This window comes from Corynebacterium ulceribovis DSM 45146, assembly GCF_000372445.1.
Taxonomy (GTDB): Bacteria; Actinomycetota; Actinomycetes; order Mycobacteriales; family Mycobacteriaceae; genus Corynebacterium; species Corynebacterium ulceribovis.
The window spans coordinates 241,775-266,040 of record NZ_AQUY01000003.1 but is presented as its reverse complement, the minus strand read 5'-3'; the positions used below and the strand labels follow the sequence as shown (position 1 = coordinate 266,040).

Sequence of the window (24,266 nt, the reverse complement as noted above, 5' to 3'; positions counted from 1 at the left end):
GCCCGCGCCACGGCTATTTCATCTCATTGAAGAAGGCCGTGGTGCTGTCATCCCACAGCACAATCGACCCGACACCGGAGTCCATGCTGCCACCATTGGGCACGGTCTCCGTTTTCGGGCCGCGACCTACCGCTAGCGCCACCCGCGCAAGGTGCCAAATGTGGTCACCCTTATCGACTTCGAATAGCTCCAAACCAGTGGTCAGCAGTGGCACTGCCTTAAAGGGGTTGAGCAGCGTCGCCGGTGACGATGTTTTCTGCACAATTGCGGAGACAAATTCCCGTTGCCGTTCCACGCGGTCAAAGTCCCCAAGTGGCGTATTACGGGTGCGCACATATTTCAGCGCCGTTGGACCATCCATTTTCTGGCAGCCCGCTTGCAGTTCCAGCCCAATGAGCGGATCAGAAATCGGCTCCTTTGGGCACAGCGTCACATCGCCCACAACGTCAACAAGCTTCGAAAACCCGCCGAACCCAATTTCAGCATAGTGGTCAATCCGCAGGCCGGTGTTTGCCTCGACGGTTTCGACGAGCAGGGGCGCGCCACCGAAGGAATAGGCTGCGTTGATTTTGTTCTGGCCGTAGCCGGGGATGTCGACGAAGGAGTCGCGGGGCAGGGACACTAGGCGTGCTTGGCCACCATTTGGGATATGCAGCAGCATGATGGTGTCAGTGCGCTGGGAGCCGCCATCGCCGCCGGTGACCAGGTCAGCTTGTTCTTTTTCGCTCAAGCCCGCGCGGGAATCCGAACCGACGAGCAGCCAGTTGGTGCCGGCAGTATTCGACACATGCTGCTCCGGCATGGCATCGACTCGGGCTAGCTTCGTATCCGCCCATACAGTGACCGCGGCCAGCACAATGACCAGAAGCAGTACAAATGCACCGAAGATGCGACCAAACTTCGGGCGGCGACGACGACGGCGTTGTTTGCGGGGCCGACGCGGTGGCTCTTCAGTGGCATAGCGCTCTGGCCGTGGGCCGCGGTAGGGCTGAGCCGTGGGGCGCGGCGGCTGGCCATAACCTGGCTGGCCGTAACCCTGGGCCTGGCTGTAGCCCTGCGCCGGTGCCTGGCGGTATTCCGGTGGTAGCTCACGCATGTAGGCCTTGCCGTGTGGCGCATCCAGGCGTGTTTCATCGTGCGCTGCATCTCGGTGAGCGGCTACATCTCGGTGGGCCGCCACCTCCCGGTGAGCGGCTGGGTTCCGCCGCACTGGTCGACCAAACCGGTCAACGATGATCTCGCCATTAGCCTTGCGGGCCCATTGGTCGTTGTCGTCGCTGTGCCGGGGGTCATGAAAACTCATGCACTAGAGGGTAGCGGTAAAAACTGAGAAACTAATGGGTAGCCGAGGAACACGACCGCATCAATGAGGAAATGCGCCACCACGAGTGGCCAAATTTTCCGCCAGCGCAGCCACACCACCGCGAACAGCACACCCATCGCCACATTGCCGAGCCCGCCGCCAATGCCCTGGTACAGGTGATACGACCCGCGCAGCAGCGCCGATGCCGCAATGATCGCTGCCGGTGCCCACGCAAGTTGCTGCAGCCGCGTCGCAAAGTACGCCACAACCACCATTTCCTCCGCGAATGCATTGGCGAACGCCCACACCAGCAGCGCCGCGGCCATCCACCAGGTCTGCTCGGCATCAACTGGGATGACCTGCTTATTGACGTTCAGGGCCACCGATCCCAAGTACCACGCCAGGCCCGGCAGCCCGATGACTGCGGCGAGGACCGCACCCCAACCCCAGTCGACGAGGCGAGGACGGCCAGGAATGTCGGTAACTTTCGACGCATCAAGGAGATACCACGCAAGCAATCCCCATGCGATGAGCACACCAGCGCCAATGAGCTGCAGCGCGAAGTCCAGCCACGCGGTATTCGCCAGGTTCTTGTTCAGCGTGACAGCTTGCTCGGATAGGCCTAGGTCGGCGAGCAGGCCGTCAATGATCCGGGCGATGGCCCGCGCCCCAGATGCGCCAAACGTGATGGCAAGGACGAGGGCAATCTCGACGCGGATGCGGGGCGGTGCTGGCGGCAGGACGGTGCTGGTCATGACAAGTGCGCCTCGACGAACTGGGCGGCGGCAAGCAGTTGTGGCTGGCTTGCGGAAATCGCCCCGAGCTGCACGGATACTGGGGGTGCCCCGGCCGCACCAACATGTTCTGCCCGCACGGGCACTGCCACGGACGCAAAACCAGTGAGGTTCCACAAGGTATTCCACGGGGTCCACTGGGTCTGGGCATTGAAGTCGTCTGGCGGTGCCATCGACGAGAAATGCCCAATCGGCGGCGGATCAAACGCCAGCGTCGGCGTAATGACCATTGCCATCGGCCATGCTCGCTGCACTCGCTGCGGCAACGCCCCGAGCACCGCAAGGGCTTCTGCGGCCCGCTCCGGTGGCACCGCCTGTGCAGATTCCCGCAGCCACGTCGTCACCGCCGAATACTGTGCGTCCGGCAAAGTTGCGGCGCGCCGGGCCATGAGGTCACGGAACACGTCGAACACGTCTGGCCCGTAGGGCGCCGTCACTTCCACAATCTCCGCGCCCGCATTCGAGAGCACATCGGCGCAGCGTACGGCAGCAGTCCGCCACTGTGATTGCACTGCAACGTCAGCGTGTAACCCTTCCGTCATTAAGCCCACGGGGACGCCGCGCATATCGAACGCTGAACATTCCGGTAGCCGGAACCCATGCATGGCGGCGGCATCGTCGACGGTGCGGGTAATGAAGCCATCGGTGGCGAAACGGCCACCGGACGTGTCGTGGGCTGGTTTGAAACCGACGACGCCACAGGCAGCTGCGGGTACGCGGATGGAGCCACCACCGTCGGAGGCTAGGGCTGCGGCAACTGCGCCGGATGCCACGGCGACGGCGGCGCCACCAGAGGACCCACCAGGCGTGTGGCCTGGGCGGATGGGGTTGTCGGGTGCGGGCATGCCGACTGGTTCGGTGTAGGCGGTCATCCCCATTTCGGAGGTCGCAGTGGTGCCGAAGACAATGGCGCCGCGGTCGATGAGGGACTGCACCACCGGGCTGGTGGCGGCCGGGAGGTGCTCTAAATGGACTGAGCCGTAGCTGCAGGGAACCCCCTCGATGGGGAAGAGGTCTTTGACCAGCATCGGCAAGCCCGCCAAGGGCAGGTCAGCGGCAGCGTCGGCAGGTGGGGTGACAGCGCGCCGGGCACGCAACGCTTCTTGCTGTTGTGCGGCGAGCTCTGGGGTCGCAACCTGCAGCCCGGGTAGGCCCGCGGTGTCCAGCCACGGCAAATCCGCACCGGCATGCACCGCGCTGACCAGCTGACGGACCGACGAATGAGGGGAGGGGGCAGACGAAGTCATGATTACCCCAGGCTAGTGTCTGGCGGGTTGGTTAGGCTGTACACATGGTCAAAGTCAGTTACCTCGGCCCCGCTGGAACCTTTACGGAAGCGGCGTTGCTGCAGCTTGCCGCGAACCACCCGGACATTATTGCGCCGGCAGATGAATTGGAGGCGGTGCCGGCATCATCGCCGATGGAGGCGCTGGCGATGGTGCGCCAGGGTGAGGTGTGCTTCGCCTGCATTGCTATTGAAAATAGTGTTGATGGTCCGGTGACCGCGGCATTTGATGCGCTGTGTACCGGCCCGGAGCTGCAGATTTTCGCGGAGACTGAACTTGATGTCGTCTTTTCCATTCTGGTGCGCGAAGGCACGGAGCTTGCCGACATTCAGACGCTGTCAGCGCATCCGGTGGGGCTGCAGCAGGTCCGCGACTGGGCGGAAAATAATGTGCCCGATGCCCGTTTGATTCCGGCCTCGTCCAATGCGGCGGCTGCGGTGGACGTGGCGGAGGGCCGGATTGATGCCGCGGCCGCCCCGGCGCGTGCCGGAGAACTTTTGGGCTTAGCGACGTTAGCAGCCGGCATCGCAGATGTGCGCGGCGCACGAACCCGCTTTGTCCTGGTCGGACAGCCGGCAGTGCCGACGGCGCCAACTGGCCGAGATCGGACATCGGTGGCGTTCACGTTGCCGAATGAGCCGGGAACGTTGGTGACGGCGATGACGGAGTTTTCCATCCGCGATATTGACCTGACTCGGATTGAATCACGGCCAACGCGCCAAGCACTGGGTGTGTATCGCTTCTACATTGATTGCAGTGGGCATATTGCTGACCCGATTGTGGCGGAAGCATTGCAGGCGCTGTACCGGCGTGTGCAGGACCTGCGGTTCTTGGGTTCGTGGCCAGCGGAGTCTCGGGCGAAATTGCAGGATGCGTGCCCGCCGGATATTTCGGAGGCCCAGGATTGGGTGGCGTCACGCATGAATGGGAAGCGGGGTTAATGCCATGACCGGAAGTTTTGCTGCGAAACAGCCGCGAGTCCCGCAACTGCCGGAGGCCGGTGATGTCGGACGTCTGATTATGGTGCGGCACGGCCAAACGCATTCCAATGTCCGCCGGATTTTGGATACGGCGCTGCCAGGTGCCGCGTTGACTGACCAAGGCATCTCGCAGGCCCGACTATTGGGTAAAACTTTGGCGTGGAACCATGACCGACTTGGTGTGGTGGCCACATCCGAGGCGCTGCGGGCGCGACAAACCGGCACGTGGGCGATCTCAGAAATGCACCGCCATGTGCGCACCGACCAGAACGTGCTGGTGATGAAAGGTTTGAAAGAAGTTGATGCCGGGGAGCTGGAGGGCCGCCGGGATCGGGAGGCGCACTTGGAGTTCGGCAGTTATATGTGGGAATGGCTGCGTGGTGAGACGCAGAAGAAACTGCCAGGTGGTGAGTCGCTAGATGATGTGATTGGCCGCTTCGAGCCGACGTTCGCTGCCATGCGGGCGCGATATCTAGAACATGGTCGGGATGCGGTAGTAGTGGCACATGGTGCGGCGATTCGCCTGATGGGTCATGTGCTGGCCGGGGTTGATGGTCGGTGGGTGCTGACTAATTCCCTACCGAATACCGGCATGGTGGTACTCGAGCCGAAATCTGGACCGAATGGTCACAGGTGGCGAGTTGCTAGCTGGGATGGCGCCACAGACGTGCCGTTAAGTTAGGCAGCGTCTAGGGCGTCGAAGGCGCCAAGGATTTCCCGTGGGGACAGATCCTCGTAGCTGACATTGTCGCTGATGCGACCAGTCAGAGATTCAATGGTGCGGTCAGTGCGGTCCTGGGAAACCAGGTACTCGTGCAGTGAGGTGACATTGAATTCAAACACAAACAACAACTCCTTCCGTTTCACTCGCTTTTGTTGAACAACGCCTAGTATGGCCTATTTCCCCTGTTAAAGCTAGGTTTCGTGACGGTTTTCTAGTAGGCCCCGCGTCAGAGATCTACGTCACCATTGCAGCCGAAGGTGTGTTGGAACGGGCAAAACGGGCATTGTGGGGCGGAAATGAGACAGGCGCGGCGAGAAATCAGGCCCAACCGAGACGGTGCAGTTCATCGTCATCAAGCCCAAAGTGGTGCCCAATTTCATGGATGACGGTGACGGCCACCTGTTCCACCAACTCTTCCTCACTACTGCAATAGTCAAAAAGTGACTCCCGGAAGATGCTGATGACATCCGGCAGAAAACCGGCGTGGTTTGCGGCGCGTTCGGTTAAACCGACCCCTTCATATAGGCCGAGGATGTGGGGACTGTCGGGGTGGCGGTCGGAAATGATGATGGCGACATTGTCCATCCGACGCAACAGCTGCGGCGGAATGCGATCCAACCCGGCTTCCACGAGCTCTTCGAAACGATCATCACTGACCTCAATCATGGCCTGACCTGCACGCTATCTACTGGCCCGCCACGGGCGCACCGTCAGCGCCACCACCGTCGGCGCCACCAGGCGCCTGACCAGGCTGCCCACCATTCGGGCCAGCACCGGACTGCGGTTCTTCATCTTCGCCCCGCAGTGGTGGCCGTTCCGGTTGCTTCGCCGGCGGTTTGCCATTGATCGTGAACTTGTCCTTCGCCGAGCCCTTCAGCGTAGAGAAACCGCCCTTGCCATCGTCCTTAATTAGGTAGCAGTTCACACTACGCGCACCGTTTTCCCACGATTCGGCACCAATCGTGGTCCAGAATGGAATCAAAGTGGACTGATAGAGCGCTTCTTCATTGCCGAGGTATTCCTCCGCCGCGGCAGTGCAGTTCTTCGCCAGATAGTCGTTTTGCTTTTCCACAGACGGTGTCGTGTTTTTGAAGGTTTGCCCCAAGTCAATCGCGGATGTGACTTCCATGATGTGGTCTTCCTTGCAGTCCACTTCGCTCATGGCGCCGCGTTCATCAACCACGAGGCATTGGCCAGCTTTCAGCACCCGTGCTTGGTCTTGCGTGTGGGCATCGCCAGTGGTCTCCGTGGCTTTACCGGAGGCATCTGGGGCCTGAATGCCGCAGAGCAAGGTGCGGTCACCATTGGACCATGCGTCACTTGGCGGCAGAATCGGTGCGATGGTGAAGCGGCCTGCGACGTCGAGGCGGCCACCGAGGTAGCTCAGTGTCGGGGCTTGGCATAGTTCCCGGCGTAGTTCCGCTAGGCGGGTTTGGTTCGGTGGCTCAGCTTCGGGGCCAAACTCGGAGGCAGGGTAGGCGGCAAGGTCTAGTCGGGCGGCTACTTCGAAGCGGTGCGGCCGGTCGCAGGATACGGTTCGGAAGTTGGCTACGGCATCTTCTTTGTCGAAGTCCCATGTGACACAGTCGCCGGTGTCGGCCTCGGTGTATGGAGTCACTTCTGTTGGCGCAGCAGTGTTGTCGGTGCCTTCCGCTGTTTGATTCGGGGAGGCATTGCTATCGACAAATACGCCGGCTGTCATCCCGCCGACTAGCATCGCTACCGTCACAACGCGCACCGGGATGGCGGTGCGCCATGGTCGAACCTTCTTATCCATTGCTATCCATCATGCCCCTTGCACGGTGCGAACGGTAGCGACCCGAGAAAAGCACCCAAGTTATCCGATGCATTTATAGTGCCAACTTCGGCGTTAGAATAGCGCGGTGATGTGTGAACTTACGTCCCAAGAAAGCGACCGGGCCAAGTGATCTGGCAGGTCATCGGCACAATTATTCTTCTGAACGCAGTTGCTGCGGTATCCCCAGGGCCAGACATGTTTCTGGTTCTGCGCACCGGCGCAATGTCTCGCCGCCACGGCTTTGCAGTCGTCGCTGGTATTTGTACGGGCCTAGTGGGATGGCTGGTGCTGACCGCCACTGGCATGTCCGCACTGTTGAAGGCCTATCCATCGTTGTTGGCAGGTGTCCAGGTGCTCGGCGGTGCCTTCCTGCTGTGGATGGGCTACCACATGCTTCGCAATGGCCTCGAACTGCTGCGCTCCTCCGTCGACATGGGCAAACTCTCCATGGAACGACAGTTGGGCACCCTGGGGCATTCCTATCGCCTGGGCTTATTGACGAATTTGTCGAACCCGAAAGCGGTACTGTTTTTCGCGTCGATTTTGGCACCGTTTTTCGCCACCTCCACCACGTGGTGGATGACCAGCATCACGGTGCTCTTGCTGTGGCTGTCGAATGTGTTGCTCTTCGCGCTCATTGTGATGGTGGTCAGTGCCAACGCAGTCCGGCGACGCATCCTGCGGCTGACACCGTGGATCGACACGGTCGCAGGGGTGCTGTTTATCGGAGTGGCACTTCTGTTGGAATTTGAGGGAATCAAGTCATTGCTGGCGGGGTAGGCTTGCAATGTGATTGATCTGAAACTTCTGCGTGAAAACCCTGACCTTGTGCGCGAATCCCAGCGCACCCGTGGCGAGAACCCAGCGCTGGTAGATGAACTGCTGGCCGCTGATGAGCGCCGCCGCGAATCTATCGCTGCTGGTGACGCTCTGCGCGCCGAGCAGAAGACCTTTAGCAAAGACATGGGTAAAGCCATGCGCACTGCTTCCGACGAGGAAAAGGCAGAGCTGCGGGCGAAGGGCCAGGAGCTTTCCGCGAAGGTCAAGGAAGCTGAAGCAGTTCAGAAGGAATCGGAACAGGCAGTTCACGACCTGCAGATGAAGCTTTCCAACATTGTGGAAGGTGCACCAGCTGGCGGCGAAGATGACTTCATCGTCCTAGAAACCATTGGTGAGCCAACCAAGTTCGACTTCGAACCAAAGGACCACCTGGAGCTGGGCGAATCCCTCGGCATTCTGGATATGGAACGCGGTGCGAAGGTTTCCGGTTCCCGGTTCTACTTCCTCAAGGGTGCCGGCGCGCTGCTGCAGCTCGGTATGCTGCAGCTGGCCGCACAGAAGGCCGTTGCTAACGGCTTCGAGCTGATGATTACCCCAGTGATTGTGAACCCAGAAGTGATGGCCGGTACCGGCTTCCTGGGTGAACACTCCGATGAGATTTACTACCTCGGCGCCGACGACCAGTACCTAGTCGGTACGTCGGAAGTGGCCCTGGCTGGCTACCATGCCAATGAAATCGTTGACCTGTCTGAGGGCCCACTGTCCTACGCAGGATGGTCGTCTTGCTTCCGTCGAGAAGCAGGCTCCTACGGCAAGGACACCCGCGGTATTCTGCGTGTCCACCAGTTCGACAAGGTCGAAATGTTCGTGTGGTGCAAGCCGGAAGATGCCGAGGACCAGCACCAACGTCTGCTGAACATGGAACGTGACATGCTCGCGGCCATTGAAGTTCCGTACCGCATTATTGACGTGGCCGGTGGCGACCTCGGTTCCTCCGCTGCTCGGAAGTTTGACACCGAAGCGTGGGTGCCGACGCAGAACACCTACCGTGAGCTGACTTCCACCTCGAACTGCACCACCTTCCAGGGCCGCCGCCTGGGGGTGCGCTACCGCGACGAAAACGGCAAGACCCAGCCAGTTGCGACGCTGAACGGTACTCTGGCAACGACACGTTGGTTGGTCGCAATTCTGGAAAATCACCAGCAGGCTGACGGTTCGGTCCGCGTTCCTGCAGCTCTGCAGCCGTTTGTGGGAATGGAATACATTCGATGACGCAGTACCGAAAAGAGGTCGGCTTTCTGGTGCCGGTGGACTATGTTCGACCGACGGTGAAACACGCCGAGGCGAAAGAGCCCTTTTACCAGTCGATGATTAATGTCGCGCTGGGGCTGATCCGTTTCCAAGGCGGCGAGTTCATCTCTGAAGGTAATGAAAATGTTCCGCTGACCGGTGGTGCAGTGCTGGCCGGTAACCACCACGGTTACCTCGACTTCATCTACTACGGTGTCCCTGCCTTCCTGCAGGGCCGCCGCTTGGTGCGGTTCATGGCGAAAAAGGCAGTGTTTGATTCGAAGATTTCTGGTCCGCTGATGCGCGGTATGAAGCACATTCCGGTTGACCGGGAAGCTGGCCGCGATGCCTACTTGCATGCGGTGCAGGATCTGCAGGCTGGTCGTTTGGTTGGTGTGTTCCCTGAGGCGACGCACTCGCGCAGTTTTGAGCTGAAGGACTTCAAGTCCGGGGCAGCGCGGATGGCCTATGAAGCTGGTGTGCCGCTGATTCCGATGGTGAACTTCGGGTCGCAGCGTGTGTGGACCAAGGGCGGGCCAAAGCACCTGGGGCGGAAGAAGTATCCGCTGTGGGTGCGGGTCGGCGAGCCAATTGAAGCGACCGAGGACGCCGTGGCGACCACTGAGAAGCTGCACAAAGTGATGTCCGAGATGTATGTGCAGCTCAAAGCGGACTACATTGAGCGTTTCGGCCCGTTCCCGGATGGTTTGCCGTGGATGCCAGCTTCGCTCGGCGGTAGCGCCCCGACGTTGGCGGAAGCAAACAAGATGGACGAAGAAGAGCGGGTGCGCCGCGCCGCGGAACGAGCTGCGAAGGCCGCAAATAAGGCTGCAAATAAGGACGCTGACCGCAAGTAGCTCCTATGAACACTCCGCTGCTGATTGCTTCCGACATTGACGGCACCCTGCTCGATGACCGCGAACGCGTCACCCCGCGACTGCGCGCCGCCATCGACAAAGTGGTCCGTGCCGGGGCAGTGTTTTGCCTCGCCACCGGCCGGCCCGCGCGGTGGGTGTCGCCGGTGGTCACCCAACTGCCGTTCCCGCCGATGTGTGTTTGTGCGAACGGCGCCGTGCTTTATGACGCTGCCAATGATCGAATTGTGCAGCACCGATCGCTAGCCACTGATGACCAGCACCAAGTGGTGGAATTGGCTAATGCTGCGCTGGCTGAGTTCGGTGGGGTGCAGGTGGCAGCAGAACGCGCTGGTGCCACCGCATGGGATGACCCGGCTGAGCTTTTTGTCTGCGAACTGGACTACTCGCATGTGTGGGACTCCAGTGATCACGGTGTGATGACCGCAGATGATGTGATGGCAGTGCCAGCCACGAAACTATTGCTGCGTAACCAGATGCTGGACTCGGCGCAGATGTATGAACGAGTGGCTCCAGCTATTCCGGCGGACCTGGCACATGTGACCTATTCGATTTCGGAAGGGTTGCTGGAAGTGTGCTTGCCTGGGGTGAATAAGTCGGTGGGCCTGGAAGACCTCGCCGAGAATATTGGTGCCGCTGCCGAGCAGACCGTGGCTTTTGGGGACATGCCGAATGACATTGAGATGCTGCAGTGGAGTGGCTTGGGTGTCGCCATGGCAAACGCTGCAGAGCCAGTGAAGGCGGTCGCCGATGAAGTGACCACCGCCAATAGTGACTTTGGGGTTGCCCGGGTTATTGAACGCTGGCTGTAAACCGCCTGCGCACACTGAATTTCAATAACTGAGCTTCCAATCACTGAACCCCCAGCACACGCCGCAGGTGCTGGGGGTTCAGTTTGTGGTGTGGTCAGAGACTACTTCGTGGTCTTGATGTCAGTCTTGCCGGTAGCTTCATCCAAGGTGATGGAGCCGCCCTGGAAGTCGACCTGCTGCAGACCGGAGGAGTTGGCGTACTGCTCCGACAGTGGCAGACCCAGTGGGCCGGTTTCAAAGCCCTGGGAAGCCCATGCGTCCGCAATTTTGCCCCACAGTGCGTGCGCAGCCACAGAATCCGACTTGGTAATGATGCCGTTTTCCGTCAACACGTAGCTGACCTGCTCTTCTTGGCCATACTGGTTCGGAATCTTCGCACCGTACTGGACACCAGAGATTGGCAGGCCCATCACGAGGCCGTAGATGCCTTCGATGTCGCGGAACTTCTGCGCGAAGTCAGTGCGGCCGGAGACATCAAGGACAGCCTTGACAATGACTGGCAGGCTCTTGAGCGTGACGTCATTGAACAGGACAATGTCGCCGACAGTCTGGCCGCGGCCAGTGGCCTTAGTGATGTCTTGGACAGATTTGAAGTCCTTACCGGAAGCGAGGCCCAGTGCCAGTGCCAGCAGGGTGGCGCCGCCAGCAGCCAAATCAGTGCCTTGGCCACCGGTGTTCTGATTCACCGTGTTGTTCTGGCCGCCATTGTTGGTTGGCGTGCTTGGGCGCTGCTGCTTCGCCGGTGGGGTCACCGGACCATTGACCGGCGGAGTTTGTTCCTTGTCGGTGTCCGTGGCGCCTGGTGCCTGGTTAGTAACCTTGCCCGTTGCCACATTATTGGCGATGTGGCGGATGGTGGACATCTGAGCGTAACCAGCGTCGCCTGGGCATGTGGTGTTACCGACGTCGCGGTGCGCGAAAATATTCGGCAGCTTCACCGATACGCCGCGGGCATAACGAGAACCGGAGTAACCACCAGCGATGTGGTTGGTCGAACCCAGCGGGTTCACGCCAGCGGTCTTCAGACGCCAGCCCACCATTTTGCCGACCGATTCGACCATGGCAGAAGTTGGCTGCACGGACGAGTAGTCACCCATCATGGAGATACCGAAGGTGCCCTGGTTGAAGCCACCGGCGTGTGCACCCTGCACATTCTTCGATAGGCCGCCGTAACGGCCTTCGTAGATGGTGCCGTACTTGTCGACGAGGGCGTTGTAGCCGACATCGCACCAGCCCAAGGTTTGGCCGTGGTAGTGGTAAATGCCGCGCACAATCCCTGCAGACTGTGCTGGCGTGTAATTATTCGAACCGGCAGTGTGGTGCACGGTAGCGCCCAGCAGCTTGCTGTCATAGTGCGGGCCCTGGCAGCGCTTGGCCTCATTGGCACCCCAACCTGCCCGGGAGACGACCTTTGGCATGCCATTGGTGTTCAAGTAGTCGGTAGCTGGTGCCACACCAGCGCTGACGTTGCCGTCAATGAATACTGCTTCGACACTGGTATCGAGCTCATCAGCAACCGGGACAATGTCATCCCAGTTATTCGGCAGCGGAGCAGCATCAGAGTCGGCAGGCTTGTTCGCTACCGGCTGCACATTCTCGGCTGGTTTTGGTGCCTCCGGCTTTGGAGCTTCAGCTGGCTTTTCAGCAGGCTTGTCCGCTGGCTGCTGCTCTGCCGCCGGAGCATCAGACAGTGGGGAAGTGGCGCCATCCGTGGTGCCATAGACATCAAGGCCGTGGGTGGAAACCTGCACGGCCTTGGTTGGCTCCAGGAACACCGGCTCGGTACCAGTGATGCCATTTGGTGATGGAGTGTCCATGTCATACGGATCAGCGGAATACCACTGTGACCAGCTGCCGTCTTCCTTTTCGGCGCGGAAGAACGCTGCAACGTCCTTCTGGCCCTTCCAGGTCAGCGCAAACATGCTGAACGGCTTGTCGCGACGAATTTCCTTCACCGTGCCCTTGTGTGGGGTTGCTGGATCGGCATCACCCTGGGTGGAAATTGCGGCGTCATCGACGGTGACATTGTCAGCGTCGGCAAGCGGCATGGTGTCGGCAGCGGTGTCGACCGGGCCGATGCCCTCCGACTGGGTCTTGAGGATCTGGTTTCCTCCGACTGCGACCAGACCAGAAAATGCCAAGACTCCAGCGAGTCCTACAGCAAATGTTTGACGGCGGTCGACAGCGGAACTGATGCGGCGTCGGTTCAGCAAGTCTCAAACTCCAAAGTGAATAAAGTTACAGCAGATATAAAAGATACCACTGTTGCTTACGGTAGATACGGTAACAGCTTTTCATAATTTCGGAAGCATTGAAACCACAAGAGCCACAGATGTCACACTCGCTGCCAGCACGTAGCGCAGCCACTGCGCCCGATACGCAGCGAACACGACGAATGGGGCCCCAATCCGTCAAAAAGCAAAAAACCCGGTAGCGTGTGTGGGGTGACGGAGACTAACAACACTGCTGCACTGACTGCCCCATACGATCTCGTCGTCGTCGGATCCGGTTTCTTCGGACTGACCGTCGCCGAACGCATCGCCACCCAGCTGGACAAACGCGTCCTCGTGGTGGAACGCCGCAACCACATCGGCGGCAACGCTTACTCCGAAGCGGAACCACAAACCGGCATCGAAGTGCACAAATACGGCGCGCACCTCTTCCACACCTCCAATAAGAAGGTGTGGGACTACGTCAACCAATTCACCGACTTCACCGACTACCAGCACCGCGTATTCGCCATGCACAACGGAACTGCCTACCAGTTCCCAATGGGACTCGGCCTAATCAACCAATTCTTTGGCAAGTACTACAACCCAGACGAAGCCCGCGCCCTCATCGCGGAGCAAGCAGCCGAAATTGAATCCGACGACGCGGAAAACCTCGAAGAAAAGGCCATCTCCCTGATTGGCCGACCGCTGTACGAAGCCTTCGTGCGCGACTACACCGCCAAGCAGTGGCAAACCGACCCGAAGAACCTGCCAGCAGGCAACATCACCCGCCTGCCAGTGCGCTACACCTTTAACAACCGCTACTTCAACGACACCTACGAAGGTCTGCCGGTCAAGGGCTACACCGCATGGCTGGAAGCCATGGCCGCCGACGAGCGCATTACCGTGCTGCTGGACACTGACTGGTTCGACGTGCGCGAGCAGGTCCGCACCACCAACCCCGACGCACCAGTGGTTTACACCGGACCAGTGGACCGCTACTTCGACTACTCCGAAGGCGAACTTGGCTGGCGCACCCTCGACTTCGACATGGAAGTGCTCGACACCGGCGACTTCCAGGGCACCCCAGTGATGAACTACAACGACGCGGATGTGCCATTTACCCGCATCCACGAGTTCCGCCACTTCCACCCAGAGCGCAAGGAATACCCGACGGATAAGACCGTCATTATGAAGGAATACTCGCGCTTCGCGGAGTCCGGCGACGAACCGTACTACCCAATCAACACCCCAGACGACCGCGCCATGCTGGAAAAGTACCGCGAACGCGCCGCACAGGAAGCCGCAGACAACAACGTTCTCTTCGGCGGTCGCCTCGGCACCTACCAGTACCTCGACATGCACATGGCAATCGCATCGGCACTGACCATGGTCGATAACAAGCTGGTGCCATTCTTCACCGACGGCACCGCCCTGGAACAGCCACGCGGCCACTAAACCGCAAGCGCGGGGAGTAGGGGAGCTAGCCCGCAACCCCGCCCCGCCTCCCAGCGGCTGTCCGCCGCGTCCTTTACTCTGGTTTCGTGAACTGTCGGCGCGTACTCGGTTCAAAGCAAGGCACCGAGTGGCGCCGCCGACCTGATGGAAGGTGACGAAACTTCTGATGGCAAAGGAAAGCCAAAAACCTGCTCCGCAGCAGGTTGCGGAACGGAAGTCGGTTGAACAACTGCAGCGGGTGCTCATGCCAAGCCCCGGCGACCCGCACGATGTGCGCGCGTTGTACTACACCCAACATGAGGCAGCTACCGGTCGGCTCAAAGCCACCAGCCGCACCTCCGCCACCCTCGCCGAAGGCAGCGAAATCTCCTTCGCCACCTACTTCGGCGCCTTCCCAGCAAGCTACTGGCGCCGCTGGTCCCAGCTGGACAATGTCATCTTGCGGGTGGAAGTCTCCGGCGAAGCCCGCGTCGATGTGTACCGCTCCAAGTTCGACGGCACCCGCATCGCGGTGACCGGCAGCGTCATCGACACTGATGAATCCGGCACTGGCCTGGTGGAATTCGACCTGTCCCTCGCCCCATTTGAAGACGGCGGTTGGCTCTGGTTCGACATCACCTGCGAAACCGACGTCGAACTCATCTCCGCTGGCTGGTGGGCACCACACGCACCGAAGCCACAAATCATGCCGGACGGGCGCGAAATCGCCCCATCCGACAAGCGTGTCACCATTGGTATCCCAACCTTCAACCGGCCAAAGGACGCCGTCGCCGCGCTGGAAGCCCTCGCCTCCGACCCAGAAGTCGACGCGATTATTGACCTGATGCTCATGCCGGACCAAGGTACCGCGCATCCAGCCGACGAACCCGGCTTCGACGCCATCACCGAACACTTCGGCGACCGTTTCAAACTCTTCCTACAGGGAAACCTCGGCGGTTCCGGCGGCTACTCCCGCATCATGTACGAAGCGCTGGAGCAGGGCGATTCACCATTCATCCTCTATATGGATGACGACATCGCCATTGAGCCGGACTCCATCCTGCGCGCAGTCCAGGCCGGCCGCTACTGCACCACCCCGTCGATTATCGGCGGCCAGATGCTCAACCTGCTGGAGCCATCCCGCCTGCACACCATGGGTGAGCGCGTTAACCGCCACACCTTCATGTGGGAAGGCGCCCCGCACGTCCACTACGGCCACGACTTTGCCAAGTACCCACTGACCAACCAGGAAGTGGTGCACCAAAAGGGCAGCTTCGTGCCGCAAGATAACCGCGATATGCACCGCCGCATCGACGCCGAATTCAACGGTTGGTGGATGTGCATGTTCCCACGCATTGTTGCCGAAGAGATGGGGCAGCCACTGCCGCTGTTCATCAAGTGGGATGACACGGAGTACTCGTTGCGGGCCGCAGCGTCGGGCTTTTCGACGATTACCTGGCCTGGCATCGCGATTTGGCACATGAGCTGGGGCGACAAGGACGACGATATCGACTGGCAGGCCTACTTCCACCTGCGCAACCGCATGATCGTGGCCGCGATGTACCACGATGGCCCTGTCGACGGCATCATCAAGAACCTGCGCAAGTCCCTGGCGAAGCACCTGATGTGCCTGGAATACTCCACCATCGCCATCGAAACTGAGGCGCTGCGGGACTTCCTGGCCGGCCCAGAGCAGCTCTTCGACATTTTGGAATCCTCCCTGCCGCGCATCAACGCGATGCGCAAGGAATATGTCGACGCGCAGAAAGTGAGCTCCGCTGCGGACCTGCCAGACCCATCCGGCGCTGACATTATTTCCACCGACGATGTGCTGCCACGCAAAACCAAGCTGATTGCCGCCGCCAAGGGACTGCTGCATTCGCTCAAGCCAGCGAACCCGGCGCATCATGTCATTCCGCAGGCGAACCTGGTCCGCCTGGAAAACCGCTGGTACAACCTAGCCCGCCTCGACGGTGCCACCGTCACCACGGCAGACGGCTCGGCTGTGTACTACCGCAAGCGCGACCGCGACCTGGCGAAGCAGCTCGGTGCCGAAGCGTGGGCCGTGCAGAAGGAAGTGAAGGAGCGTTTCGACGAAATGCGCGAGCGCTACCGCGACGCCATGCCAGAACTGACGAGCCGCGAATCCTGGAAGAAGGTGTTCGATGCGCAGTAAGGACACTGTGGTCACCGACATTGCCGGTGACCCCTTCGGTGAATCCGACGCGCTGGTAGCAATTCAGCAAAAGCTGCTCGATATCCCAGCTATCACTGGCGTATCCCACGGTCTGAGTACCTTCGGTGAGCACGCATTGGGATGGATGGGCATTGCGGCGGTCGGCGTAATCGTCAATAAGCCCCGTCGCAGGCAGTGGGCCGCGCTGGGGGCCGCCGCCTTTACTTCGCACGCGGCGTCGGTGGTGCTCAAACGGATTGTGCGGCGACCACGGCCACACCGTGACGACATTGAAATCCGGGTCGGCACCCCATCGAAGCTGTCGTTCCCGTCGTCACATGCCACGTCAACGACGGCGGCGATGGTGATGCTGGCGAAAATTACCGGCTCAAAGGCGCCGTTGTTGGGAATCCCCACGATTATGGCATCGCGTCTGGTGCTCGGGGTACATTATCCAACCGATGTCCTCGCCGGCGCACTGCTCGGCTGGGCGACCGCGGAAATCACCGACGACATGGAACGGGCCACCCGCAATTCTTGTGGAAAGGAAACGCGTTGACCGATAACAACGGCAACCAGGAAATTCAGTTCGATGAGAAGGTCGACGGCCTGCTCGACGGCGGAAAAGCAATCTTCCCATCCGAACCACACACCGCCGGCCTCGGCGACAGCACCGAAAACCCGAAGAAGAAGCCACCAAAGAACTTCCTCGACGGGGCAATTAAAGCGCTGCGCCCAAAGCAATGGGTCAAAAACGTGCTGGTCGTCGCCGCACCACTGGCCGCCGGTGGCTCCCACCTCGGTGACAGTCGCGTCTGGTTGGACGTGCTCATTGCATTCATTACCTTCTGCTTGGCGGCCTCATCCATCTACTTGGTGAACGATGCCCGCGACGTGGAAGCAGACCGCGCGCACCCAACCAAACGTTTCCGCCCAATTGCCGCTGGCATGCTGCCAGTGTCCGTGGCCTACGGCATGGCGGTGGCGCTGATTATTGCCGCCATCGGCCTGTGCTTCCTGGCTACCTCCGGCCCAATGCTGGCGATTGTGATTGCGGTCTACATTGCCGTGCAGCTGGCCTACTGCTTCGGGCTGAAGCACCAGCCGGTTATTGACATTGCCATCGTCTCCTCCGGCTTTATGCTGCGAACCATGGCCGGTGGTGTTGCCGCGGACATTTCACTGTCGCAGTGGTTCCTGCTGGTCGCCGCCTTCGGTTCCCTGTTCATGGCTGCAGGTAAGCGCTACGCGGAGCTGCTGCTGGCCGAGCGCACCGGCGCGAAGATTCGTAAGTCGCTGCAGGGCTACACCGCCACCTACCTGCGGTTTGTGTGGACGCTGTCCGCCACCGCTGTGGTGATGGCCTACTCCCTGTGGGGCTTCGAAATGGGTAAAGAAGCAGCTGGTAGCGCAAATATTTGGTACGAGATTTCGATGATTCCGTTTACCATCGCCATTTTGCGCTACGCCTCGGACGTGGACCGTGGTGACGCCGGCAGCCCAGATGAAATCGCGTTGAATGACCGCTGGCTGCAAATCTTGGCGCTGCTGTGGATCGCGGCCATCGTCATGGCGGTCTATGTCGTCCCAAGCATGTAACCAGCATTTCGTGGTTCGTTTCTTAGTTCAGTAGCATTTACGAACATGACAGCCACCCCAAGCCATCACCGGCGCCCTACCTCTTTGCAGGCATGGGCGCCGTGGGCGTCTTTTGTGTCTTTGCTGGCCACCGTGGTGGTCACCACAGTGCTTTTCGCGATTGGTGCATGGCGCCGCCGGTGGATGTCCGATGATGGCTTGATTGTGTTGCGCACCGTCCGCAACCTGCTCGCCGGAAACGGCCCAGTGTTTAATGCCGGGGAGCGAGTGGAGACGAACACCTCCACTCTGTGGCAGTACCTGATTTATGTTGGCGCGAAACTGACCGATGCCCGCCTGGAAGCCATTGCGATGTGGTTGGCGTTGGTGTTGTCGGTGGCGGCGCTGGCGATTGCCACAGCAACAACCGGTTTGCTGTGGCGGCGCGCCCGCACCGGAGCTGGCCGCACGCAGCTGATTTTGCCGTTCGGTGCGCTGGTGTATCTGGCGTTGCCGCCGGCCCGAGACTTTGCCACCTCCGGTTTGGAGTGGGGACTGAGCATTTTCTGGCTAGCCGTGCTGTGGGCGCTGTCGCTGTGGTGGATTGAGACCCGGCCGGGTGCTGATGAGCCCGAAAGTTTCGCCACGTGGGTGCTAGCGTTTTGGGTTGGCTTGAGCTGGCTGGTGCGGCCCGAGTTGGTGCTATACGGCGGCGTTTTCGGGTTGGTGATGCTGTTTGGTGCGGCTAATTGGAGCCGCCGCGCAATGATTTTGCTGGTGGCGGTGCCGGTGCCGCTGGCGTATCAGATTTTCCGGATGGGCTACTACGGCCTGCTGACGCCACACACGGCGGTGGCGAAGTCCGCTTCCGATGCGATGTGGGGCACCGGCTGGGTCTATATCGAGGACCTGGCTAACCCGTACGCGGTGTGGTTTGGGCTCGCGATGGTGCTGCTTGTTGCGGGGTTGGCGCTGGGGTTTGGCCCGCAGGCCTTTGTTGCACGTTCGGCGTCTTGGCAGCACATTCGGAAGAATCGGGTGGCTGCTGCCCGCAGCGCCGCCACTATTACTACTGCAATGATTGTGGTTGCGCTGCTCCACTTTGCGTATGTCATTCGGGTTGGCGGCGACTTTATGCACGGCCGGATGGCATTGATTCCGCTGTTTGCGTTGCTGTTGCCAGTGATGTGCCTGCCGGTGTTTGATTTGCGTCCGACCCGCTTGTTGACGCATTGGCCAGTTTCCGTGCTGAGTTTGGCGGGGTTTGTGGGCTTGGTCTGCTGGAGCTGGCTCATCGTCGATGGTGCACACAAGGGCAAGGTGCCAGCTGACTTGAGTGCGGGCAAAGTCGTGGTGGATGAGCGGAGTTTCTATGCCCAGTTCACCGGTGTCGAACGGCCGCTGTACGCGACCGATTTTGCGCACTTTGAGCGGATGACGGGGTATACGAAGGCCATCGCCACCTATGAGGAAGATGGCCAAGTCGGCATGATGGTGCCTATCCGCACTGGTGTGGATGACAATGGCGACAATCTTTATGGTTGGCTCGCGATTCCACGTAATAAGTACGCGCCGCAGGTTGCCGACGCTGGCTCCCCGACGACGGTGTGGTTTACGAACTTGGGTATGACCTCGGCGTTGGCGCCGTTGGATGTGCGCGTTTTGGACCAGATTGGTTTGGCTAATCCGCTTGCCGCTCGGACGGAGCGCATGGAAGACGGCCGCATTGGCCACGATAAGAATCTGCCGTTGGAGTGGGGCGTTGCGGATTCGCCGGTGTATGTGAAGACGCTGCCGCGCTATATGAACCAGGAGTTGGTGCTGCAGGCGGAGCATGCCCAGAAGACGGAAGGGTTGCAGCAGTTGGTGGCCACTTACCGGGAACCAATGTCGGCACAACGCTTTTTGACGAATATTAAGTTTTCTTTAACTGATGGTCGGACGCTAGAGGTGGATGGCACAGCGGAAGAGTATGTGGACCTGCGGGAAGTGGCGGATCCGATCCATTGGTCCGTGAATGTGCAGCTCGATGAGCCGCGGTAGCTGCTGCCCCCGTTAAGTGTTACTGGCCGTAATTCTCAGTTGTGCAGGTCGCGGGGGCGGGGTAAGTTCGCCAGCGAAAGCGTTTCACGGGTGTCCAGTTCGCCTGCGCTGCATATTTGCTCCTTAGGAAATTTCTAGGGAAAAGATGATCTTATTGTTGCGATTGCGTAACGTAAGAGCGGTCTATCCGATGTAACGAATACGTAACTTCCGAAGAAACTGGACTTTTTCCGGGGACAAGAAAGAATTTCAAGGAGAAAAATGACTACCTTTACCGGCAGCCGACGCGTTGTCATGCGACTCGCCGCTGTACTGGTGGCGCTCGCATCCATGATTGGCGTCATGCTTTTTGCTGACCCAACCCCGGCCAACGCGAATCGCTCGCACCTGCGGGCTGGCTGCTCTTGGGAAGGCGGCGTCCACGGCGGCGTTCAGCGATGCAAGGTCTACTCGCCAGCCATGAAGCGGCACATCACCGTTCAGATTCAGGTTGCGGCCCGCGGCGGTAGCGCTGGCCTGTACCTGCTGGATGGTCTGCGTGCAACCGAACGCACCAATGCTTGGCAGTGGGGCGAAGGCCAGGCACCTCGCACCTTCCGTAACGACAACGTCAACCTGATCATGCCAGTGGGCGGTGAGTCTTCCTTCTACGCAGACTGGAACGCTCCAGCTCGCAGCAACCGCGGCACCAAGATTTACAAGTGGGAAACCTTCCTGACCAAGGAACTGCCGGACTACTTGGCACGTAACTTCGGTGTGTCCCGCACGAACAACTCCATCGTGGGTCTGTCCATGGGTGGTTCCGCAGCGCTGACCTTGGCTGCTAAGCACCGCAACCAGTTCAAGCAGGCACTGTCCTTCTCTGGCTACCTGCACACCACCGCACCAGGTATGCAGTCGATGATCATGCTGGCTCAGCGTGACGCTGGTGGATTCAGCGGTGTTGACATGTACGGTGCGCCTTACTCCAAGCGCTGGATGGAAAACGACCCGTTCTACCTGACCGACAAGATGCGCGGCCTGGATATCTACATCTCTTCCAACACCGGCATCCCAGGTAAGTACGACCAGCCAGAATCGCTGGAGCAGGTCTACCACACCTTCAACGGCATCGTGCTGGAAGGCCTGTCCCGGGCATCCTCCCTCGACTTCGAGGCGAAGGCACGCCTGAGCGGTCTGAACCCAACCGTTCGTTACGACTCTCGCGGCACCCACTCTTGGCCATACTGGCGCCAGGAGCTGCGTGATGCACGTCCGCAGATTCTGCGCGTGCTCGGCGCTTAAGCGCTCACTGTTTACTGAAAACCGCTAAAGGCACTCCGTCGAAAAGCAATCGACCGAGTGCCTTTTGTCGATCTTGGGGGATATCAGCGACTTCGGACCCGCAGTGGCGCCCTCTTGGAAAACTCTCAAGTTGTACTTAAACTTGAGTTTATCCGCGAGTCTTCGCAATCCCGGACGATCTACCGGGTACAAAAGGATCAACCGTAGCCCACGCATTTACGTGGATGATGCCGGAGGAGGGGAACCTTCGGAGCGTCTGCACTGTGGTCCGGTAAGAATTCCACGCGCCTGGAAACCGACAACCGACGGAGCTGCTCACACCAGCGCCGCCTCGCAGGTGACCAGGTACCCGTCACGTTCAGCACCGACCTCATTCGACTTAGAAGGACAACCACATGCGACCTATCCGGAAGCAAATTTCGGGCCTTGCCCCGATGGCACGTCGCGTCGTAGCCACCATCACGGCGCCAGTCATGGCTGTAGCCGTTATCCCATTCGTTGCGCAGCCAGCCACCGCCGCACCAGTTGAAAACGTGCAGGCACAGAGCAGCATCGGCACCCCAGCGCCTGGCCCACGCCCAGGTGAGGCGACCGGTAACGCACCACGCAACCCAATCCGCACTGAATACCCAAAGGTGGAAGGCCTGCCAGAGGGCGTGTCCATCAACCGTGTGGAATGGCTGACCAACCGCGAAGTCGCGCTGTACGTTAACTCCAAGGCCATGCCAGGTAAGCCACTGCAGGTTCGCCTGCTGCTGCCACGCGACTGGCACGCACAGCCAGACCGCAAGTTCCCAACCGTCTGGGCAATGGACGGTCTGCGCGCCCGCGAAGACCACTCCGGCTGGACCCTGGAAACCAACATCGAGTCGCACTACGCCGACAAGAACGTACTGGTTGTCATGCCAGTCGGTGGCCAGTCCTCCTTCTACTCTGACTGGCAGCAGCCAGACAAGGGCAAGCACTACAAGTGGGAAACCTACTTGATTGACGAACTGCTGCCAGTGCTCAGCAACGGCTGGCGCGCCAACGACGACCGCGCCATCTACGGCCTGTCCATGGGCGGCACCGCTGTCATGAACCTGGCAACCCGCCACCCGAAGCTGTGGAAGTTCGCCGGTTCCTTCTCCGGTTACCTCGACACCACCTCCACCGGCATGCCACAAGCCATCGGCGGTGCCATGCAGGACGCAGGCGGCTACGACGCCCAGAAGATGTGGGGCCCATACGGCTCCAAGGACTGGCACGAACACGACCCGAAGCAGGGCGTCCACCTGCTCAAGGACATGACCGTCTACGTCTCTTCCGGCTCCGGTAACACCGGCGCGTGGGACAAGGACTCCAACATCGCCGGCATCCCAACCAACACCGCAGGTTTCGGCCTCGAAGTGCTCTCCCGCATGACCAGCCAGACCTTCGTTAACGCCGCAAACGCTGCCGGCGTGAAGGTCATCAGCCGCTTCCGTCCATCCGGTACCCACTCTTGGCCATACTGGCAGTACGAAATGGGTCAGGCGTGGCCATACATCGCCGACGCGCTGAAGCTGCCAGAAGGCGACCGCGGTGCTAAGTGCACCTCCGGTGGCGAAATCGGCAAGTACATTGCGAAGAATCCAAAGCTCGGTGCCTGCGTAGGTAACGAGTACCCGGTCGCTGGTGGCAAGGGCGTTGCCCAGCAGTACCAGCACGGCACCATGTACTGGTCTGCAAAGACTGGTGCTCACCCAGTGATGGGCCGCATCGGTGCCCGCTACGCCGAAGCTGGCGGTCCAGGTTCTGCCCTGGGCTTCCCAACCTCCGGTGAGCGCGTCACCCCAGACCGCAAGGGTCGCTACAACACCTTCCAGAATGGTGCTATCTACTGGACACCACAGACCGGCGCACACATTGTCTTCAACGATGTGTTCAAGGTGTGGGGCGAATCTGGTTGGGAAAAGGGCCCACTGGGCTACCCAACCGGCAGCCGCCAAAAAGTTGGCGACGGTGTGCGTCAGCAGTTCCAGAAGGGTGCGGTCTACCTGAACCCGCAGAAGAAGGGCGCAGTACTCTACGGCGCCATCGAGAAGAAGTATCTGGACGCCGGTGGCCCAGCTGAATCTCCACTAGGCTGGCCAAAGCCAGCTGCCAAGGAAACCAAGGTCAAGGGTGGTTCCTTCAACGCTTTCGACAAGGGCAATATCTACTTCAGCCGTGCCACCGGTGCGAACTACATCCTCTACGGACCAATCTTCGACGAATGGGGCAAGAAGAAGTGGGAAAACGGCCCATACGGCTTCCCATCCGCTGACTTCGAACGCCCAGCCTCCGGCGGCGAACGCCAGAAATTCCAGCACGGCACCATCGAGCAACACAACGGTGTAGTTAAGGGATCTCGGAACTAATGAACACCTCGAAATTCACTAAAGCTGCGGCGCTTGCCGCCGCAGCCGCACTGACCTTCACGCTGTCGGCTTGCGGTGGCTCCACCGCAGACTCCGGCCAGGACAGCTCTATCAGTACCGTTGCCACCTTGAGTGACGAGAAGTCCTCAGAGGGCAAGGAATCGTCAACAAGCTCGGAGACCAGCACCACCTCGGAACCTGGCGCGGCCGACGAACCTGTAGACGAAACCGGCGCCGAAGAAATTGACGAAGCGCCGAACCAGCAGATTCCGCGGTCGGAAGACGACAAGGAATACCTGAAACTGCTGCAGCACGGCGGTATTGACACCGAAGGTGAAATCGCTGACCAGCTGATCGGCACCGCGCATGAAGTGTGCGTTGCGGAGAAGGAAAACAAGCGCGAGTTTGTGACGGCAGCAGTTGGCGGCCAGTTGGTGGCGCAGAAAAAGACTGAGCTGGAAGGTAAAGAAGCAGCCCAGCTAATTGCGGAATCCGCGAAGAAGGTCTACTGCTAA

21 protein-coding genes are annotated in these 24,266 nt (G+C 60.0%); 14 read left to right on the top strand and 7 right to left on the bottom strand.

The annotated features are described in order from the left end of the window. Positions 1 to 13: 13 nt before the first annotated feature. Genes A3EC_RS0109715 through A3EC_RS0109705 form a run of 3 tightly spaced genes read right to left on the bottom strand, consistent with a single transcriptional unit; the run spans position 14 to position 3,344 of the window. Positions 14 to 1,303 carry an LCP family protein gene (locus tag A3EC_RS0109715; protein WP_018024995.1) on the bottom strand — a complete coding sequence of 430 codons (1,290 nt, stop codon included), beginning with the start codon at positions 1,301 to 1,303 and terminating at the stop codon, positions 14 to 16. Then, positions 1,300 to 2,058, bottom strand: coding sequence for a CPBP family intramembrane glutamic endopeptidase (locus tag A3EC_RS0109710; RefSeq protein WP_018024994.1), 759 nt, complete (start codon positions 2,056 to 2,058; stop codon positions 1,300 to 1,302). The genes A3EC_RS0109715 and A3EC_RS0109710 overlap by 4 nt, the downstream gene beginning before the upstream one ends. Then, on the bottom strand, positions 2,055 to 3,344 hold the full coding sequence (locus A3EC_RS0109705) for an amidase family protein (RefSeq protein ID WP_026162394.1): 1,290 nt from the start codon (positions 3,342 to 3,344) through the stop codon (positions 2,055 to 2,057). Before A3EC_RS0109705 ends, A3EC_RS0109710 begins: the two co-directional genes overlap by 4 nt. A gap of 44 nt (positions 3,345 to 3,388) precedes the next feature. On the opposite strand from A3EC_RS0109705, the gene pheA reads away from it, so the two are divergent. Then, positions 3,389 to 4,324: a prephenate dehydratase gene (gene pheA, locus A3EC_RS0109700; RefSeq protein WP_018024992.1), complete on the top strand. Its 936-nt coding sequence runs from the start codon at positions 3,389 to 3,391 to the stop codon at positions 4,322 to 4,324. Between the two features lie 4 nt (positions 4,325 to 4,328). Next, positions 4,329 to 5,045 carry a histidine phosphatase family protein gene (locus tag A3EC_RS0109695; RefSeq protein ID WP_051061057.1) on the top strand — a complete coding sequence of 239 codons (717 nt, stop codon included), beginning with the start codon at positions 4,329 to 4,331 and terminating at the stop codon, positions 5,043 to 5,045. Here the strand turns inward: A3EC_RS0109695 and A3EC_RS12970 are convergent. The 3 genes from A3EC_RS12970 to A3EC_RS0109680 form a co-directional block, all read right to left on the bottom strand. Then, on the bottom strand, positions 5,042 to 5,206 hold the full coding sequence (locus tag A3EC_RS12970) for a hypothetical protein (protein ID WP_156812922.1): 165 nt from the start codon (positions 5,204 to 5,206) through the stop codon (positions 5,042 to 5,044). The genes A3EC_RS0109695 and A3EC_RS12970 overlap by 4 nt on opposite strands. A gap of 199 nt (positions 5,207 to 5,405) precedes the next feature. After that, entirely contained in the window at positions 5,406 to 5,753 is a 348-nt protein-coding gene (locus A3EC_RS0109685) for a metallopeptidase family protein (RefSeq protein ID WP_018024989.1), read from the bottom strand. A 19-nt stretch (positions 5,754 to 5,772) separates the two neighbouring features. Further along, positions 5,773 to 6,864: a septum formation family protein gene (locus A3EC_RS0109680; protein WP_018024988.1), complete on the bottom strand. Its 1,092-nt coding sequence runs from the start codon at positions 6,862 to 6,864 to the stop codon at positions 5,773 to 5,775. A gap of 147 nt (positions 6,865 to 7,011) precedes the next feature. On the opposite strand from A3EC_RS0109680, the gene A3EC_RS0109675 reads away from it, so the two are divergent. The 4 genes from A3EC_RS0109675 to A3EC_RS0109660 are packed head-to-tail and all read left to right on the top strand — an operon-like array spanning position 7,012 to position 10,642. Next, a complete protein-coding gene (locus A3EC_RS0109675) occupies positions 7,012 to 7,665 on the top strand; it encodes a LysE family transporter (protein ID WP_018024987.1) in 654 nt (217 codons plus the stop codon). A gap of 9 nt (positions 7,666 to 7,674) precedes the next feature. Next, positions 7,675 to 8,937, top strand: coding sequence for a serine--tRNA ligase (serS, locus tag A3EC_RS0109670; protein ID WP_018024986.1), 1,263 nt, complete (start codon positions 7,675 to 7,677; stop codon positions 8,935 to 8,937). Beyond that, positions 8,934 to 9,812 carry a lysophospholipid acyltransferase family protein gene (locus tag A3EC_RS0109665; RefSeq protein WP_018024985.1) on the top strand — a complete coding sequence of 293 codons (879 nt, stop codon included), beginning with the start codon at positions 8,934 to 8,936 and terminating at the stop codon, positions 9,810 to 9,812. Before serS ends, A3EC_RS0109665 begins: the two co-directional genes overlap by 4 nt. A gap of 5 nt (positions 9,813 to 9,817) precedes the next feature. Continuing rightward, positions 9,818 to 10,642: a Cof-type HAD-IIB family hydrolase gene (locus A3EC_RS0109660; RefSeq protein ID WP_018024984.1), complete on the top strand. Its 825-nt coding sequence runs from the start codon at positions 9,818 to 9,820 to the stop codon at positions 10,640 to 10,642. 101 nt (positions 10,643 to 10,743) lie between these two features. On the opposite strand, the gene A3EC_RS13250 is transcribed toward A3EC_RS0109660, so the two are convergent. Next, positions 10,744 to 12,783: an N-acetylmuramoyl-L-alanine amidase gene (locus A3EC_RS13250; RefSeq protein ID WP_281163695.1), complete on the bottom strand. Its 2,040-nt coding sequence runs from the start codon at positions 12,781 to 12,783 to the stop codon at positions 10,744 to 10,746. A gap of 303 nt (positions 12,784 to 13,086) precedes the next feature. Here A3EC_RS13250 and glf point away from each other — a divergent pair, with 303 nt between their 5' ends. The 8 genes from glf (at position 13,087) to A3EC_RS12595 (ending at position 24,266) form a co-directional block, all read left to right on the top strand. Then, positions 13,087 to 14,310, top strand: coding sequence for a UDP-galactopyranose mutase (gene glf / locus A3EC_RS0109650; protein WP_018024982.1), 1,224 nt, complete (start codon positions 13,087 to 13,089; stop codon positions 14,308 to 14,310). 166 nt (positions 14,311 to 14,476) lie between these two features. Further along, positions 14,477 to 16,465 (top strand): glycosyltransferase, encoded by a 1,989-nt coding sequence (locus A3EC_RS0109645; protein WP_018024981.1) that lies wholly within the window; start codon positions 14,477 to 14,479, stop codon positions 16,463 to 16,465. Next, the gene (locus A3EC_RS0109640; RefSeq protein ID WP_018024980.1) at positions 16,455 to 17,024 is read left to right on the top strand and encodes a phosphatase PAP2 family protein; all 570 of its coding nucleotides are present in this window, start codon (positions 16,455 to 16,457) and stop codon (positions 17,022 to 17,024) included. Before A3EC_RS0109645 ends, A3EC_RS0109640 begins: the two co-directional genes overlap by 11 nt. A 50-nt stretch (positions 17,025 to 17,074) precedes the next feature. Beyond that, on the top strand, positions 17,075 to 18,064 hold the full coding sequence (locus tag A3EC_RS0109635; protein WP_026162387.1) for a decaprenyl-phosphate phosphoribosyltransferase: 990 nt from the start codon (positions 17,075 to 17,077) through the stop codon (positions 18,062 to 18,064). 45 nt (positions 18,065 to 18,109) lie between these two features. After that, on the top strand, positions 18,110 to 20,086 hold the full coding sequence (locus A3EC_RS12075) for an arabinofuranosyltransferase AftB family protein (protein ID WP_211206073.1): 1,977 nt from the start codon (positions 18,110 to 18,112) through the stop codon (positions 20,084 to 20,086). Between the two features lie 261 nt (positions 20,087 to 20,347). Continuing rightward, a complete protein-coding gene (locus tag A3EC_RS0109625) occupies positions 20,348 to 21,370 on the top strand; it encodes an alpha/beta hydrolase (protein ID WP_018024977.1) in 1,023 nt (340 codons plus the stop codon). Positions 21,371 to 21,765: 395 nt separating this feature from the next. Continuing rightward, positions 21,766 to 23,751, top strand: coding sequence for an alpha/beta hydrolase-fold protein (locus A3EC_RS0109620; RefSeq protein WP_018024976.1), 1,986 nt, complete (start codon positions 21,766 to 21,768; stop codon positions 23,749 to 23,751). Further along, positions 23,751 to 24,266, top strand: coding sequence for a DUF732 domain-containing protein (locus A3EC_RS12595; RefSeq protein WP_018024975.1), 516 nt, complete (start codon positions 23,751 to 23,753; stop codon positions 24,264 to 24,266). Before A3EC_RS0109620 ends, A3EC_RS12595 begins: the two co-directional genes overlap by 1 nt.